Annotated in this window: 13 protein-coding genes and 1 tRNA gene; 13 read left to right on the forward strand and 1 reads right to left on the reverse strand. The window is 71.3% G+C overall.

Annotation, left to right across the window (positions count from 1 at the left end; genetic code table 11):
* Positions 1-126: 126 nt before the first annotated feature.
* From B2363_RS06480 to B2363_RS06515, 8 genes are all read left to right on the forward strand, one after another.
* Positions 127-1,047 (forward strand): AurF N-oxygenase family protein, encoded by a 921-nt coding sequence (locus tag B2363_RS06480; protein ID WP_181754640.1) that lies wholly within the window; start codon positions 127-129, stop codon positions 1,045-1,047.
* A 38-nt stretch (positions 1,048-1,085) separates the two neighbouring features.
* Positions 1,086-2,720, forward strand: coding sequence for a 4Fe-4S binding protein (locus tag B2363_RS06485; RefSeq protein ID WP_286929255.1), 1,635 nt, complete (start codon positions 1,086-1,088; stop codon positions 2,718-2,720).
* Between the two features lie 59 nt (positions 2,721-2,779).
* Entirely contained in the window at positions 2,780-4,285 is a 1,506-nt protein-coding gene (gene guaB, locus B2363_RS06490) for an IMP dehydrogenase (protein ID WP_181754643.1), read from the forward strand.
* A 34-nt stretch (positions 4,286-4,319) separates the two neighbouring features.
* Complete coding sequence (locus B2363_RS06495) at positions 4,320-5,417, forward strand: GuaB3 family IMP dehydrogenase-related protein (protein ID WP_286929763.1); 1,098 nt, start codon at positions 4,320-4,322, stop codon at positions 5,415-5,417.
* Positions 5,414-6,184: a carbon-nitrogen hydrolase family protein gene (locus B2363_RS06500; RefSeq protein ID WP_286929258.1), complete on the forward strand. Its 771-nt coding sequence runs from the start codon at positions 5,414-5,416 to the stop codon at positions 6,182-6,184. The genes B2363_RS06495 and B2363_RS06500 overlap by 4 nt, the downstream gene beginning before the upstream one ends.
* Complete coding sequence (locus B2363_RS06505) at positions 6,181-6,648, forward strand: GNAT family N-acetyltransferase (protein ID WP_286929260.1); 468 nt, start codon at positions 6,181-6,183, stop codon at positions 6,646-6,648. The genes B2363_RS06500 and B2363_RS06505 overlap by 4 nt, the downstream gene beginning before the upstream one ends.
* A 65-nt stretch (positions 6,649-6,713) precedes the next feature.
* A complete protein-coding gene (locus B2363_RS06510; RefSeq protein ID WP_286929262.1) occupies positions 6,714-8,273 on the forward strand; it encodes a succinic semialdehyde dehydrogenase in 1,560 nt (519 codons plus the stop codon).
* Positions 8,274-8,286: 13 nt separating this feature from the next.
* A complete protein-coding gene (locus B2363_RS06515; protein WP_286929264.1) occupies positions 8,287-9,984 on the forward strand; it encodes a GMC family oxidoreductase in 1,698 nt (565 codons plus the stop codon).
* 22 nt (positions 9,985-10,006) lie between these two features.
* Here B2363_RS06515 and B2363_RS06520 read toward each other — a convergent pair whose 3' ends face one another.
* Positions 10,007-10,588 carry a 5-formyltetrahydrofolate cyclo-ligase gene (locus tag B2363_RS06520; RefSeq protein ID WP_286929266.1) on the reverse strand — a complete coding sequence of 194 codons (582 nt, stop codon included), beginning with the start codon at positions 10,586-10,588 and terminating at the stop codon, positions 10,007-10,009.
* 18 nt (positions 10,589-10,606) lie between these two features.
* Here B2363_RS06520 and B2363_RS06525 point away from each other — a divergent pair, with 18 nt between their 5' ends.
* The 5 genes from B2363_RS06525 (at position 10,607) to B2363_RS06545 (ending at position 15,095) form a co-directional block, all read left to right on the forward strand.
* Entirely contained in the window at positions 10,607-11,983 is a 1,377-nt protein-coding gene (locus B2363_RS06525) for a UTP--glucose-1-phosphate uridylyltransferase (protein ID WP_286929268.1), read from the forward strand.
* 27 nt (positions 11,984-12,010) lie between these two features.
* On the forward strand, positions 12,011-13,285 hold the full coding sequence (gene glp / locus B2363_RS06530) for a gephyrin-like molybdotransferase Glp (protein WP_181754659.1): 1,275 nt from the start codon (positions 12,011-12,013) through the stop codon (positions 13,283-13,285).
* Complete coding sequence (locus tag B2363_RS06535; RefSeq protein ID WP_286929270.1) at positions 13,285-13,887, forward strand: GNAT family N-acetyltransferase; 603 nt, start codon at positions 13,285-13,287, stop codon at positions 13,885-13,887. Before glp ends, B2363_RS06535 begins: the two co-directional genes overlap by 1 nt.
* An 85-nt stretch (positions 13,888-13,972) precedes the next feature.
* Positions 13,973-14,959 (forward strand): hypothetical protein, encoded by a 987-nt coding sequence (locus B2363_RS06540; RefSeq protein WP_286929271.1) that lies wholly within the window; start codon positions 13,973-13,975, stop codon positions 14,957-14,959.
* 63 nt (positions 14,960-15,022) lie between these two features.
* Positions 15,023-15,095: transfer RNA gene (locus B2363_RS06545), tRNA-Ala, on the forward strand.
* Positions 15,096-15,134: the final 39 nt, after the last annotated feature.

Below are 15,134 nucleotides of genomic sequence, written 5' to 3' on the forward strand. Positions count from 1 at the left end.
GGGCCCAATGGGCAGTCGGTGCAGCCCAATACGGTAGGGCTGAAGTCCGGTGCCCGGAAGTCTGGTGACACGCCTCACATCTATGTTACATTCACAATGTCACATACCGCTGACCGAGGAGATCGCATGACCGTCACCGACGATCGCGCCGCCGTCGAGTTCCGCCAGTCCATCGACATGGACACCGAGCTGGAGCGACTGCTGGAGTCCGCTGCCGTCCTGTCGTACGACCCCGACCAGGAGATCGACTGGGCCAAGCCCCTCGACCCCACCAAGTACGGCCTCAACCCCGAGTGGTCCACGCTCTACGGCACGCCGCTGTGGGACTCCATGACCGAGCAGCAGCGGATCGACCTCACGCGCCACGAGGTCGGCTCCATCATGAGCACGGGCATCTGGTTCGAGACGATGCTGCAGTCGATGGTGCTGCGCTCGCAGTACTCCGCCGACTACGGCGACCCGGAGTTCCGCTTCGCCCTCACCGAGATCGCCGACGAGTGCCGGCACTCGCTCATGTTCAGCAAGACGTGCAGCAAGATGGGCGTCCCGCACTACCGCCCGCGCCGGCTCTTTCACGAGCTCGCCCGCGTCTTCCGCAGCACCGCCAACGGCGAGCAGTCCTACGCGTCGATCCTGGTCGCCGAGGAGGTCCTCGACGTCATGCAGCGCGACTGGATGCGCGGCGAGAACGTGCTCGAGGAGGTGCGCACCACGAGCAAGATCCACGTGGTCGAGGAGGCGCGCCACATGAAGTTCGCGCGCATGGAGGTCAAGGAGTACCTCGAGGGGGTCTCCAAGCCTCGGCGTCACCTCGCGGCCTTCGTCATCTCGGTCGTCGCGGCGATCATCGTGGACTCCCTGGTCAACGACGACGTCTATGCCAACGTGGGTCTGGACCCCGAGGTGGCCAAGGCGGCCGTGAAGGCCAACACCCACCACCAGAACCTCATGCGGATGAGCTGCGTGCACCTCATGGACTTCCTGTCCGAGGTCGGCCTGCTCACCCCGGCCGCGATGCGGATGTACCGCACCGTCCACATGCTCTGACCCGGCCCGGCCGACCCTCGAACCCGAAAGCACCCGCCGTGGCCTACGCGATCACCCAGTCCTGCTGCAAGGACGCCTCGTGCGTCTCGGTCTGCCCCGTGGACTGCATCCACCCCACTCCCGACGAGCCCGACTTCGGCACCACCGACATCCTCTACGTCGACCCGAAGGCCTGCATCGACTGCGGGGCCTGCGCCGACGCGTGCCCCGTGGCGGCGCCCAAGGCGATCGATCTGCTGCGCGGTGCCGAGGCGGTGTTCGCCGACCTCAACGCCGAGTTCTTCGAGCGGCGCCCGCCGCGGGAGAAGCCCAAGACCCACACGTGGGACGAGATGGGCGGCGACCTCGAGCGCTCGCTGTCGATCGCGATCGTGGGCACCGGCCCGGCGGCCGCGTACACGGCGCGGCAGCTGCTGCTGTCCACCGATGCGAAGATCACGATGATCGACAAGCTGCCCGTGCCGGGCGGCCTGGTGCGCGGCGGGGTGGCGCCCGACCACACGGACACGAAGAAGTTCGCCGACCTCTTCCACTGGGCCTACCGCCACCCCCGCACGAAGATGGTGATGAACGTCGAGGTGGGCCGAGACATCTCCCACGCGGAGGTGCTGCAGCACCACGACGTCGTGATCTACGGCGTCGGCGCCCGCCGCGACCGCGAGCTGGGGGTGCCGGGGGAGGACCTGCCCGGCGTGTACCCGGCGCCCGAGGTGGTCGGCTGGTACAACGGCGCGCTCGACGTGGCTCCCGACGGCGTCGTGCTGTCCGGCGACCGCGTGGTCGTGGTGGGCAACGGCAACGTGGCCCTCGACCTCGCCCGCCTGCTGCTGCACGACCCCGAGGTGCTGGCCCGCACCGACATGCCCGATCACGCCGTCGCCGCCTTCCGCGGTCTCGACGTGCGCGAGGTCGTCCTGCTCGGTCGCCGGGGTCCTTCGGCCGCGGCGTTCACCCGTCCCGAGCTGCTGATGATGCCCCCGGGCATCGACGTGGTCGTGGCACGCGACGAGTTCACCGAGGCCGAGCTGGCCGACGCCGAGCCCGAGTCGAACGCCGCCGTCCTGGCGGCGCTGCCCCTGGTCGACGTCGACCTCACCGCACCGCCCGGCGACCGTCGCCGGCTGGTGTTCTCGTTCGGCCGTCAGGTCGTCTCGGTGGAGGGTGACGAGCGCGTCGAGGCCGTGCAGGTGGCCCCGTCCGGAGTGCCCGAGCAGGCCCAGAAGGTCCCGTGCGGCACCCTGATCCGCGCCACGGGTCACCGCGGCACTCCCGTCGCGGGCCTGCCCTTCGACGAGGCCACCGCCACCGTGCCCAACGAGCACGGGCGCGTGGTCGACCCGGCCACGGGCGAGGCGGTCCCCGGCACCTACGTCGTCGGCTGGATCAAGCGCGGCGCCACCGGCGGCATCGGCACCAACCGCACCTGCGCCCACGAGACGATCGCCACGATGGTCGCCGATGCGAACGCCGGTCTCATCCCGCCGGCACCGAAGCGCAGGCTCACGTTCGGGCCGTTCGTGCGCACCCGGGTCGACCGCGTCGTCGGCCGCCGCCGGATGCTCGCGATCGAGAAGGCCGAGGAGACGCGGGGCCACCGCGAGGGACGCCCGCGCGTGAAGTTCGAGTCGGTCGACGAGATGCTCCGGGTCAGTCCCGCCACGAGCCTGCACTGACGGCTCAGATCACATCCCGCGCGTGTGGGAGCGCGGTCGCGCGCGGGTAGACTCGGCCCATGGTGGGCATCCCCGACAAGTTCTCCTCCCTCGGCCTCACGTACGACGACGTCCTGCTGCTTCCCGGCGAGACCGACGTCATCCCCAGTGAGGTCGACACCACGACCCGGCTGACGCGCGAGATCTCGTTGCGGATCCCGCTGCTGTCCAGTGCGATGGACACGGTCACCGAGTCGCGCATGGCCATCGCGATGGCGCGCGAGGGTGGCATCGGCATCCTGCACCGCAACCTCTCGATCGACGACCAGGCGTACCAGGTCGACCTCGTGAAGCGCACGCAGACGGGCATGATCCCCAACCCCGTCACGATCGGCCCGAAGGCCACGCTCGAGGAGCTCGACGAGCGCTGCGGCGAGTACCGCGTCTCCGGCCTCCCGGTCGTCGACGAGGACAACACGCTGCTGGGCATCGTCACCAACCGCGACCTGCGCTTCACGCCCGTCGCCGAGTGGGCCACCACGCTCGTCCACGACGTCATGACCCACATGCCGCTCATCACCGGCCCGGTCGGCATCAGCCGTGAGGACGCCTCCGCCCTGCTGCGCCAGCACAAGCGCGAGCGCCTGCCGATCGTCGACGACCAGGGCAAGCTCGCCGGCCTCATCACCGTCAAGGACTTCGTGAAGTCCGAGCAGTTCCCGATGGCCAGCAAGGACGCCGAGGGCCGCCTGCTCGTCGGTGCGGCCGTCGGCTTCTTCGGCGACTCCTACGAGCGCGCCACGCGCCTCATGGAGGCCGGCGTCGACGTGCTCGTGGTCGACACGGCCCACGGCCACGCCCGCGCCCTGCTCGACATGGTGCGCAAGCTCAAGGCCGACTCCGCGTTCGACGGCGTGCAGATCATCGGCGGCAACGTCGCCACGCGTGAGGGCGCCCAGGCGCTGGTCGACGCAGGCGTCGACGCCGTGAAGGTCGGCGTCGGGCCGGGCTCCATCTGCACCACGCGCGTCGTCGCGGGTGTCGGCGTGCCCCAGATCTCCGCGGTCTACGAGGCGTCGCTGGCGGCCGAGCCCGCGGGCATCCCCGTGATCGCCGACGGCGGCCTGCAGTACTCCGGCGACATCGCCAAGGCGCTCGTCGCCGGCGCCGAGAGCGTCATGGTGGGCTCGCTGCTGGCCGGCTGCGAGGAGAGTCCCGGCGAGCTGATCTTCGTCGCGGGCAAGCAGTACAAGACCTACCGCGGCATGGGCTCGGTGGGCGCGATGGCCTCCCGCGGCAAGAAGTCCTACTCCAAGGACCGCTACTTCCAGGCCGACGTCACGAACGACGAGAAGATCGTCCCCGAGGGCATCGAGGGCAGGGTCGCCTACCGGGGTCCGCTCTCCTCGGTCGCGCACCAGTTGGTCGGCGGCCTGCACCAGTCGATGTTCTACGTGGGCTCGCGGTCGATCCCCGAGCTGCGTGAGCGCGGACGCTTCGTGCGGATCACGTCGGCGGGGCTCAAGGAGAGCCACCCGCACGACATCCAGATGACCGTCGAGGCGCCGAACTACACGATCCTCTGACGCGATCGGCGCCCGATAGGCTGGGCGGGTGAGCATCGACATCGGACTGGCCAAGCGAGGCCGGCAGGGTTACCACTTCGACGACATCGCCATCGTGCCCAGCCGTCGCACGCGCGACCCGCAGGAGGTGTCGACGCACTGGCAGATCGACGCCTACCGCTTCGACCTGCCGGTGATCGCCGCGCCGATGGACTCGGTGATGAGCCCCGAGACCGCGATCGCGCTCGGCAAGTTCGGCGGCCTCGGCGTGCTCAACCTCGAGGGCCTGTGGACCCGGTACGAGGATCCCCGCCCGCAGCTGGAGGAGATCGCCCGGATCGAGCCCGCGCAGGTCACCCGGCGCCTGCAGCAGATCTACAGCGAGCCGATCAAGGCCGAGCTGATCACCGCCCGCCTGCAGGAGATCCGCGACGCCGGCGTCACGGTCGCCGGCTCCCTGTCCCCGGGCCACACCAAGCAGTTCGCCGACGCGGTCGTGAAGGCCGGCGTCGACCTGTTCGTCATCCGCGGCACCACGGTCTCGGCCGAGCACGTCTCGGGCAACGCCGAGCCGCTGAACCTCAAGGAGTTCATCTACGAGCTCGACGTGCCGGTGATCGTGGGCGGCTGCGCCACGCACCAGGCCGCGCTGCACCTGATGCGCACGGGCGCCGCGGGCGTGCTGGTCGGCTTCGGCGGCGGCGCCACCCACACCACGCGCAGCGTGCTGGGCGTCGCGGTGCCGATGGCCTCCGCCGTCTCCGACGTCGCCGCGGCACGCCGCGACTACCTCGACGAGTCCGGCGGTCGCTACGTGCACGTCATCGCCGACGGCTCGATCGGCCGCAGCGGTGACCTCGCCAAGGCGTTCGCCTGCGGTGCCGACGCCGTCATGATCGGCTCGCCGTTCGCGCGCGCCACCGATGCGCCGGGCCAGGGCTTCCACTGGGGTGCCGAGGCCTGGCACGACGACCTGCCGCGCGGCGAGCGCGTGGAGATCGGCACGGTCGGCTCGCTCGAGCAGGTGCTGTTCGGCCCGTCGCACGTGCCCGACGGCACGATGAACCTCGTCGGGGCGCTGCGCCGCGCGATGGCCACCACCGGCTACACCGACCTCAAGGAGTTCCAGCGCATCGAGGTCGTCCTCGGGTGACGCTGCGCGTCGCAGCCGGCCAGTACGCCTCGGCCGGCGACGTCGAGGCCGACATCGCCACGGTGGTCCGGGCGATCGAAACGGCGCGCGCCGACCTGCTGGTGATGCCCGAACTCTTCCTGGGCGGCTACCGGATGCCCCCGATCGTCGTGGGGGAGACCGACCCGCGGCTCCAGCCGATCGCCGACGCGGCCGCGGCGGCCGGCACGGTGGCGCTCGTCGGCGCCTGCCTCGACGGCCCCGACGGCTTCACGATCTCCACGCTGGCGTTCGGCCTGGGCGACGACCCGGCCGGCCGGCGGATCTACGACAAGCAGAACCCCTGCGGCGACGAGAATGACCACGTCGCGCCAGGTGCCCACAGCGTCGTCATCGACGTGAAGGGCTGGGCCGTGGGCCTCTCGATCTGCTACGACGGCTGCTTCCCCGAGCACGCCCGCGCCGTGGCGCTCGCCGGCGCCGAGGTCTACGCAGCCTCGGTGGCCTACTTCGCCGGCAGTGCCCATCGCCGCGAGGTCTACTACCGGGCCCGTGCGGTCGAGAACGGGATGTTCGTGGTGGTCAGCGGACTCAGCGGCTCGGTGGCCGGTGCGGAGTTCGACGGCGGCAGCGCCGTGTACGACCCCGAGGGACGCGTCCTCGCCGAGGTCAGTGAGGTCGAGGGGCTCGCCGTGGCCACACTCGACCGGCCGCTGCTGAAGGCGACCCGCGCCACCCACACGATGCTGGCCGACGTCCGCGACCCCGGTCCGGTGGTCCGGCGGTGACTGCGGAGATCGTCGAGGTCGACTTCCTCGACCCGCGGGCCGCTGCGCTGCGCAGCCGCATGGCGACGGAGATGGCCGAGCTCTACGGCGAGGCCCGCCACGGCACGGGCGCCGAGGGGATCGACCCCGACTCGGTGCTGGCCTGCCTGCTCGTCCTCGATGGCGACGAGCCCGTGGGCACCGTGAGCCTGCGCCGGCTGCGCGACCTCGTCGAGATCAAGCGGATGTACCTCCTGCCGTCCACCCGCGGCACGGGCATCGCGGCGCGCCTGCTGGCCGCGATCGAGGCGCGCGCCGCCGAGATCACCGACCGTGTCGTGCTGCACACGGGGGAGCGGCAGCGCGCCGCGATCGCCCTCTACGCGCGGTTCGGTTACGAGCCCATCGAGGTCTACCCGCCGTACGACCAGGTGCCGGAGTCGGTCTGCTTCGCCAAGCGCCTCGACAGCACCGGCGCGGTGTAACCGTCGTTGACATGATGTGACAGACGCGGTGTCACATCAGGCCGTTCCGGGGTATCGTCCTCTTCATGTCTGATGTCGCCCAGATCACAGTCGCGCCCGCGCGCATCGCCGAGCTCACCGCCCTGATCCGGGCCACGGGCACGGAGACCCGCACGACCGTCTCGCCGCTGGACGGCGCCGACGTCGCCACCGTCCCGGTCTCCACCGACCAGGACGTGCTCGACGCCTTCGCCGCGGCCCGCGTGGCCCAGCTCGACTGGGCGCGCACGCCGCTGCGCCGCCGCAAGAAGGCGCTGCTGCGCCTCCACGACCTCGTGCTGAAGCACCAGGGCGAGCTGCTCGACCTGATCCAGCTGGAGTCGGGCAAGGCCCGCTCCCACGCGTTCGACGAGGTGCTGCACACGGCCCTGACCGGCCGCTACTACGGGCGCAGGCTGTCGCGGATCCTCGGCCCGCACCGGCGCAACGGGGTCTACCCGGTCATCACGGGCGTCCGCGAGCACCACCAGCCGAAGGGCGTCGTCGGGCTGATCACGCCATGGAACTACCCGCTCTCGATGGCGCTCGTCGACGGCCTCGCCGCGGTCGCCGCGGGCAACGCGGTGGTGCACAAGCCCGACAGCCAGTCGCCCCTCACTGCTCTGGCGATCATCGAGCTCATGCACCGCGCCGGCTTCCCGAAGGACCTCTGGCAGGTCGTCAGCGGGGCCGGCTCGGTCATCGGCTCGGTGATCATCGACCACGCCGACTACATCTGCTTCACGGGCTCCACGGCCACCGGCAAGCGCGTCGCCGCGCAGTGCTCGCAGCGGCTCATCGGCTGCTCGCTCGAGCTGGGCGGCAAGAACCCGATGATCGTCCTGCCCGGCGCCGACGTCGAGAAGGCCGTCGAGGGCACGGTGACCGCGGCGTTCAGCTCGGCGGGTCAGCTGTGCGTCTCCATCGAGCGCGTCTACGTGCACGACTCGATCTACGACCGCTACCGCGACGGGCTGGCCGAGCGCCTCTCCCACCTGGCCTACGGCGCGAACGCCGACTGGGAGGTCGAGATGGGCACCCTCGTCTCGCCGTCGCAGCTGGCCACCACCCAGAAGCACGTCGCCGACGCGCTCGACCACGGGGCAACCCTCGTCTCGGGCGGTCACGCCCGCCCCGACATCGCGCCGTGGTTCCACGAGCCCACCGTGCTGGAGGACGTGCCCGAGTCGGCGCTGTGCTTCGCCGAGGAGACCTTCGGCCCGCTCGTCTCGCTCCACCGGTACCGCAGCATCGGCGAGGCCGTGCAGGCGGCGAACGACACCCCCTACGGACTGAACGCCAGCGTCTGGGGTCCGGCGCGCCGGGCCCGCAAGGTCGCCACCCGCATCAAGGCCGGCACGGTCAACGTCAACGAGGGCTTCGCCGCCACCTTCGGCAGCATCGGTGCGCCCATGGGCGGGATGAAGGAGTCGGGCACCGGCCGCCGCCAGGGCGCCGAGGGCCTGCTGCGCTTCACCGAGACCCAGTCGATCGGCGTCCAGCGGGTGATCCCCGTGGGGGGCCCGTCGTTCCTGTCCAAGCGCACCTTCGGTGCCCTCCTGACCATGGGCCTCATCGGCCTGCGTCGCTTCACCCGCCGGGCCTGAGAGGAAGACGAGCATGAGTGAGTTCGACTACGACGTCGTCATCGTGGGATCGGGGTTCGGCGGCAGCGTCTCGGCGCTGCGGCTGACCGAGAAGGGCTACAAGGTCCTCGTCGTGGAGGCGGGCCGACGCTTCGCCGACCACGAGTTCGCCAAGAACTCCTGGCACCTGCGCGAGTACCTGTGGGCGCCGAAGCTGGGGTGCTACGGCATCCAGCGGATCAACCTGCTGCGCAACTCCCTCGTGCTGGCCGGCGCGGGCGTCGGCGGCGGGTCGCTGGTCTACGCCAACACCCTCTACGAGCCGCTCGACCCGTTCTACGAGGATCCGGCCTGGAGCCACATCACCGACTGGAAGAGCGAGCTCGCGCCCTACTACGACCAGGCGAAGCGCATGCTCGGCGTCAACCCGGTCACGCAGATGAGCCCGGCCGACACGGTCGTGAAGAACACCGCGGAGCGCCTGGGCTACGGAGACAGCTTCCACTTCGCGCCCGTCGGCGTGCTGTTCGGTGACGACGAGGGACGCGACGTGGGCGACCCCTACTTCGGCGGCGTCGGTCCGGCCCGCCGCACCTGCATCAACTGCGGTGAGTGCATGTCGGGCTGCCGCCACAACGCGAAGAACACCCTCGTGAAGAACTACCTGTACCTCGCCGAGCAGGCCGGAGCCGAGGTCCGCGACCTCACCACCGTGGTCGACGTCCGCCCGGCGGGTGGCGGCTACGAGGTGCACACGCGCTCGACGAGGAAGTGGCGCGGCAGGCAGCCGGTCATCCGCGCCGAGCAGGTCATCTTCGCCGCCGCCTCGCTGGGCACCCAGCGGCTGCTGCACCAGTTGCGCGACTCGGGCAGCCTGCCGAACATCTCCGACCGGCTCGGACTGCTCACCCGCACCAACTCCGAAGCCCTCATGGGGTCGGTGGCGATGCACCGCGACGTCGACTACACCCGCGGTGTCGCGATCACGTCCTCCATCCACCCGAACGACACGACCCACATCGAGCCCGTCCGCTACGGCAAGGGCTCCAACGTGATGATGTTCGTGCAGATGGTGCTGTCCACCGACGGCAGTGGGAACGGCAAGCCGAGCGTGTTCACGGTGCTCAAGAACATCGTCAAGATCGCGCCGCGGCTGCCCAAGCTCTACGACGCGTTCCACTGGTCCGAGCGCACCGTGATCGCCCTGGTGATGCAGGCCCGCGACAACTCGATCACCACCTACACGAAGCGCCGGCTGTTCGGTGGTCGCAAGATGACCACGAAGCAGGGGTCGGGGGAGCCGAACCCCACCTACATCCCGGAGGCGCACCGCGCGGTGTCGGAGATGGCCGACTACATGGACGGCGTCGCCGGCGGCATCGTCACCGAGCCCATCGGCATCCCGATGACGGCGCACTTCCTGGGCGGCTGCGCGATCGGAGACTCGCCCGAGACCGGCGTGATCGACCCGTACCAGCGGCTCTACGGCCACGAGGGACTCCACGTCATCGACGGCTCGGCGATCAGCGCGAACCTGGGCGTGAACCCGTCGCTCACGATCACCGCGCAGGCCGAGCGGGCGGTGGCGCTGTGGCCCAACCGCGGCGAGCGCGACGAGCGACCCCCGCTCGGCCGCGCCTACCGCCGGCTCGAGCCGGTGATGCCGAAGAACCCGGTCGTCCCCGAGTCCGCGCCGGCCGCCTACCGCCTGCCGATCGTCCAGGTGTCCTGAGGCGCGCCGGCCGTTAGGGCTGTCAGTCCCGTTCGGGGCGGAACGTGCCCGAGGGAGTGAGGACGAGGTCCACGGGCCGGTCGTGCGGCTCGCGGGGCACGTGCGGCAGCAGCTCGTCCTCGAACACGACGGCGCAGGTGACGCCGGTGAAGTCCGCCAGGGCGCGGTCGTAGTATCCCGCGCCCCGGCCGAGCCGGTTCCCGGCGTGGTCCACGGCCAGTCCCGGCACCAGGGCCACGTCGCACATGGCGAGGGCCTCGGGGCCCAGCGTGGGGCCCGTGGGCGCGGGCACGCCCAGCGCGCCGGCGACCACCGCCCCCGGCTCGTACGCCGCCCAGTCCAGCGTGCGGTCGGGCCGGCTCACGGGCACCAGCACCTCGACGCCCCGTCCCACCAGCATCTCGAGCAACGGGGCGGTGCCGGGCTCGCTCGGCAGCGACAGGTAGGCCGCGACGCGACGCGCCCGCACCAGCGCGGGGAGCGCGGCGGCATGCAGGGCGATCGCCTCGGCCGCGAGGACCCGATCCCCGGCCGGCCTGGCCCGTCGACGTGAGGCGACCGCTTCGCGCAGGTTGGACTTCTCACCCGTCACGGAAGTCGACATGGCGCTAGCCTAGGGCCGATGAATGCACTGGCAGCCGCACAGGAGAAGATGCGCTCGGACGGACTGCCCGAGCAGGCCATCGACGTCTTCACGGCGTTCTACCACCAGCTCCACGAGGGCGCGTCCGGCCTGATCCCGGAGTCCGAGGTCGAGCCGCTGAAGGACGTCGCGAGCATCGAGTCGCTCGACTTCGACGCCGAGACCCTGCGTCGCGCCGCCGCCGAGACCGTGGTCATCAAGCTCAACGGCGGGCTCGGCACCACGATGGGGATGACGCAGGCGAAGTCCCTGCTGCCGATCAAGCACCGGCTCAGCTTCCTGGACCTCATCGTCGACCAGGTCTGGCACGTGCGCTCCACCCTGGGCGTCGACCTGCCGCTGCTGTTCATGAACAGCTTCCGCACCCGTGACGACACCCTCGCGACGCTGGCGCGATACCCGGAGCTCCGGGTCGGTGACCTGCCGCTGGACTTCCTGCAGAACCGCGAGCCGCGCCTGGACGCCGAGACGCTCGAGCCCGTCGACTGGCCCGACGACCCGTCGCTCGAGTGGTGCCCGCCCGGACACGCCGACCTCTACACGGCGCTCGACGCCTCGGGCGTCCTGGACCAGCTGATCGAGGCCGGCTACCGCTACGCCTCGATCTCCAACGCCGACAACCTCGGCGCCGTGCCCGACCCCGCGATGATGGCCTGGTTCGCCCAGACCGGGGCGCCGTACGCCGCCGAGGTGTGCCGCCGGACCCCCGCCGACGTGAAGGGCGGCCACCTCGTCGTGCGCCGCTCGGACGGCCGGCTCATCCTGCGCGAGACCGCCCAGATCGCCAAGGACGACCGCGACGCCGCCGCCGACCTGTCGGTCCACCGGTACTTCCACACGAACAACCTGTGGTTCGACCTGCCGTCCCTGCGCGCCGAGCTCGACCGGGCGAACGGCGTGCTCGACCTGCCGCTGATCCGCAACCAGAAGAATGTCGACCCCACCGACCCCGACAGCCCGCAGGTCATCCAGATCGAGTCCGCGATGGGTGCGGCCATCTCGGTGTTCGAGGGCGCCACGGCGATCGAGGTCGACCGGGCCCGGTTCCTGCCGGTGAAGACCACCGACGACCTGATGCTGCTGCGGTCCGACGTCTACGACGTGGGCCCCGACTACCAGATGCGGGCGCGCGTGGACGAGGTTCCCTCGGTCTCCCTCGACAAGCGCTACTTCGGCGCGATCAGCGAGTTCGACAAGCGGGTGCCGTTCTCGGTGGGTCTGCTGTACGCCTCGTCCCTCACCGTGCGCGGTGACTGGAGCTTCGGCGAGGGCGTGGTCGTGCGCGGCGACGTGGTCCTCGAGGACGAGGGCCGACCGCGCCACGTGGCCTCCGGAACGGTGCTGTCCGGGATCTGAGGCGGAACGGCCGTTAGGCTGGCACGCATGTCGTCAGGTCAGCTGCCTCCGCGGACGCGTCCCGTCAGCGTCGCCCCCGGGCGCCTGACGGTCGAGGACCATCTCGAGACGATCCTGCGGGGCGTCGGACCGCTCGCGGCCTACGACCAGCCCGTCGTGGAGTCCCTCGGTCTGACCCTGCACGAGGACGTCATCAGCAACGAGGACCTGCCGCGCTTCTCCTCCGCCGCGGTCGACGGCTACGCCGTCAACGCCACCGACGTGGTCGGGGCCCGACCCGGTGACCCCGTCGAGCTTCCCGTCGTCGCCGAGATCGTCCCCGGCCTGGGCAAGCCCTTCGCCATCAGCGGCGGCTCGTGCGTGCGGATCATGGCCGGCGCGCCGCTCCCGCGCGGCGCCGACGCCGTGGTGGCGGCCGACTCCACCGACGGTGGTCGCACCCGCGTCGCCATCAGCCGCGCCGTGCTGGCCGGCTCGGGCGTGCGGCACGCGGCCGGTGACCTGTCCCGCGGCGGCATCGCGCTGCCCGAGGGCGCGGTCCTCGGTCCTCGCGAGATCGGCCTGCTGGCGGCGATCGGACGCGACCGCGTGCGCGCCCGGCCCCGCCCGCGCGTGGTGGTCATGTCCACGGGCCGCGAGCTGCGCGAGCCTGGGGCCCACCTCGACGCCGACTCGGTGCACGACGCCAACTCCTCGATGCTCGCGGCCGCCGTGCGTGACCTCGGCGCGATCGCCTACCGCGTGGGCGTCGTCGACGACGACCCGGCGCACTTCAAGCGCGTCCTGTCCGACCAGCTGGTGCGCGCCGACCTGGTGATCACCACCGGCGGCATCACCGGCGACGAGCGCGCGCTGGTGAAGCGCACGCTCTCCGAGATCGGCGAGGTCACCTTCTCCGACATCGCGATCAGCCCGGGGCGCACCCACGGCTTCGGTCGCGTCTTCGACGAGCAGACCCCGGTCATCACGCTGCCGGGGGATCCCGTCTCGGCCTACGTCGGCTTCGAGGTCTTCGTCGTGCCGGCGATCCGCCGCATGCTCGGCCGCACGCCCTACCGGCGTCCGCAGGTGCACGCGGTGCTCGCGGAGGACCTCACCTCCGACACCGGCGTCCGCGAGTACCGCCCCGCGTTCTTCGAGGTCACGCACCGCGGGGCGAAGGTCACGCCGTTGCCGCACACCGGGCCCCACCTCGTGGGCGCGCTCGCCAAGGCCAATGCCCTGATCGTGGTCGGTGAGGACGAGAGCGCGCTGCACCTCGGCGACACCGTCCGCACCCTCGTGCTGGACCGCAACTTCTGATGGCGCGCGGCTGGCCGGCGACCCTCTCGGACGGCTTGATCGGCGTGCGACCCCTCACACGTCGCGACGCCTCCACCTGGGCCCGGCTGCGTGCGGAGAACCTCGAGTGGCTGTCTCCCTGGGAGGCCACGCTGCCGCGCGGCGAGGGAACCGCCCCCGACTCCTACGGTGCCACGATCGCGGCGCTGCGACGCAAGGCCCGCGAGGGCCTTGCGATGCCGTTCGCCGCCACGTGGGCCGGCGACATGGTCGGGCAGGTCACCGTCACGGGAATCACACGCGGCTCGGCCCTGTGGGCGAGCATCGGCTACTGGGTGGCCCGCAGCCATGCCGGCAAGGGCGTCACGCCCACCGCCGTGGCGCTCGTGTGCGACCACCTGTTCGCCAAGGCGGGCCTGCACCGGATCGAGATCTCCATCCGTCCGGAGAACGCGGCGAGCCTGCGGGTCGTGGAGAAACTGGGCTTCACCGAGTTCGGTCTGGCCCCGCGCTACCTGCACATCGCAGGGGACTGGCGCGACCACCGCGTCTTCCAGCTGCTCAAGGAGGACGTGCCCCACGGGGTGCTCGAGCGGCTGCGTCAGGAGCGTCCCCCGGCCTGAGCCGGACGGGGCCGGCGTGAACTCTGGTGCGACACACCCCGCTCGCTCCCACGGATCGAGCGCTGCACGACCTACGGTTTCAAGCGTGGGTTCCAGCGGATTGATCGTCGCGTTCGTCGTCGCACTGTGGGCGGCGTACTTCGTGCCGCTCGTCCTGCGTCGCTACGACGAGGCGAGCAAGAACTCCTCGTTGGACCAGGACGGTCCGACCCGCCGCGTCGTCGAGCCCCGCCGGGTCTCCGTCGCCGCCGAGGAGCGCCCCGTGGACGCCCTTCCCGTGCAGAACGGCCCCGTGGTGAAGAGCCCCGCGGCCCCGCAGCGCGCCGAGGCCGCCCCCACCCCTTCGACTTCCCCTCGTGTCGACCGGACTTCTCCGGCGGTCGACACGCAGCGTCCGCGCGTCACGCGCGACGCCGCCCGGATCGCGGCCCGACGCCGTCGCAACGTGTTGCTGACGCTCGTGGCCGTGCTGGCGGCGCTCTCCGGCCTGGCCGTCGGCCGGGTCGTGCCGGTCTGGACCCCGGCCATCGGCGTCGGCCTGATCGTCGGCTGGCTGGTCCTGTGCCGGGTCATGGTGCGCCAGGAACGTGGCATCGCCCGCCGCTCCTCGCAGGGCCGTGTGCTGCGTGGGCTGCGCGCCGTGCCCGCCGCCACGGGCCGGGTCCTCGGCTGGGCCGCCGGCCGGGTGGGCGACCGCAGCTCCACCTCCGTGGGTGGCTCCGCGGCCGACGAGGAGATGACCGTCGTCGTCTCCGACCAGGTCGAGGACCTCGACCCCGACCGTCGCAACGTCATGGAGATGGACGCGCCCCTGGGTGCCGACGCCCTCGACGAGCAGCTGCAGATCGCCGTGCCCAGCGTCTCGGCCAACAGCGGCGAGCCGCTGTGGGACCCGCTGCCGATCACGGTGCCCACCTACGTCAGCAAGCCGCGCGCGGGCCGCACGGTCCGCACCATCGAGTTCGGCCAGCCGGGCGCGTGGACCTCCGGTCACGTCGAGGGTGAGCAGACCGAGCTGCCCGGCGTGGACGAGGGCGATGCCGGCACCGACCAGCACGCCGTCGGGCACTGACCCGACTCACCGACCCTCGGGAGCGACTGGCTCGACGGTCTTGCTATCCTGAATCACGACCTTGGGGCATTGGCGCAGTTGGTAGCGCGCTTCGTTCGCATCGAAGAGGTCAGGAGTTCGAATCTCCTATGCTCCACGTCTGATCGACGCCCCCGGACCAGCTCCGGGGGCGTCG

It is taken from the genome of Aeromicrobium sp. UBA7512 (assembly GCF_002476985.1).
In the GTDB taxonomy this organism is placed as follows: Bacteria; Actinomycetota; Actinomycetes; order Propionibacteriales; family Nocardioidaceae; genus Aeromicrobium; species Aeromicrobium phoceense.

Coding starts and splice junctions, on each gene's coding strand:
- B2363_RS06480 (WP_181754640.1), top strand. CDS start 127: ATGACCGTCACCGACGATCGCGCCGCCGTCGAGTTCCGCCAGTCCATC.
- guaB (WP_181754643.1), top strand. CDS start 2,780: ATGGTGGGCATCCCCGACAAGTTCTCCTCCCTCGGCCTCACGTACGAC.
- B2363_RS06510 (WP_286929262.1), top strand. CDS start 6,714: ATGTCTGATGTCGCCCAGATCACAGTCGCGCCCGCGCGCATCGCCGAG.
- B2363_RS06515 (WP_286929264.1), top strand. CDS start 8,287: ATGAGTGAGTTCGACTACGACGTCGTCATCGTGGGATCGGGGTTCGGC.
- B2363_RS06520 (WP_286929266.1), bottom strand. CDS start 10,588: ATGTCGACTTCCGTGACGGGTGAGAAGTCCAACCTGCGCGAAGCGGTC.
- B2363_RS06525 (WP_286929268.1), top strand. CDS start 10,607: ATGAATGCACTGGCAGCCGCACAGGAGAAGATGCGCTCGGACGGACTG.
- glp (WP_181754659.1), top strand. CDS start 12,011: ATGTCGTCAGGTCAGCTGCCTCCGCGGACGCGTCCCGTCAGCGTCGCC.
- B2363_RS06535 (WP_286929270.1), top strand. CDS start 13,285: ATGGCGCGCGGCTGGCCGGCGACCCTCTCGGACGGCTTGATCGGCGTG.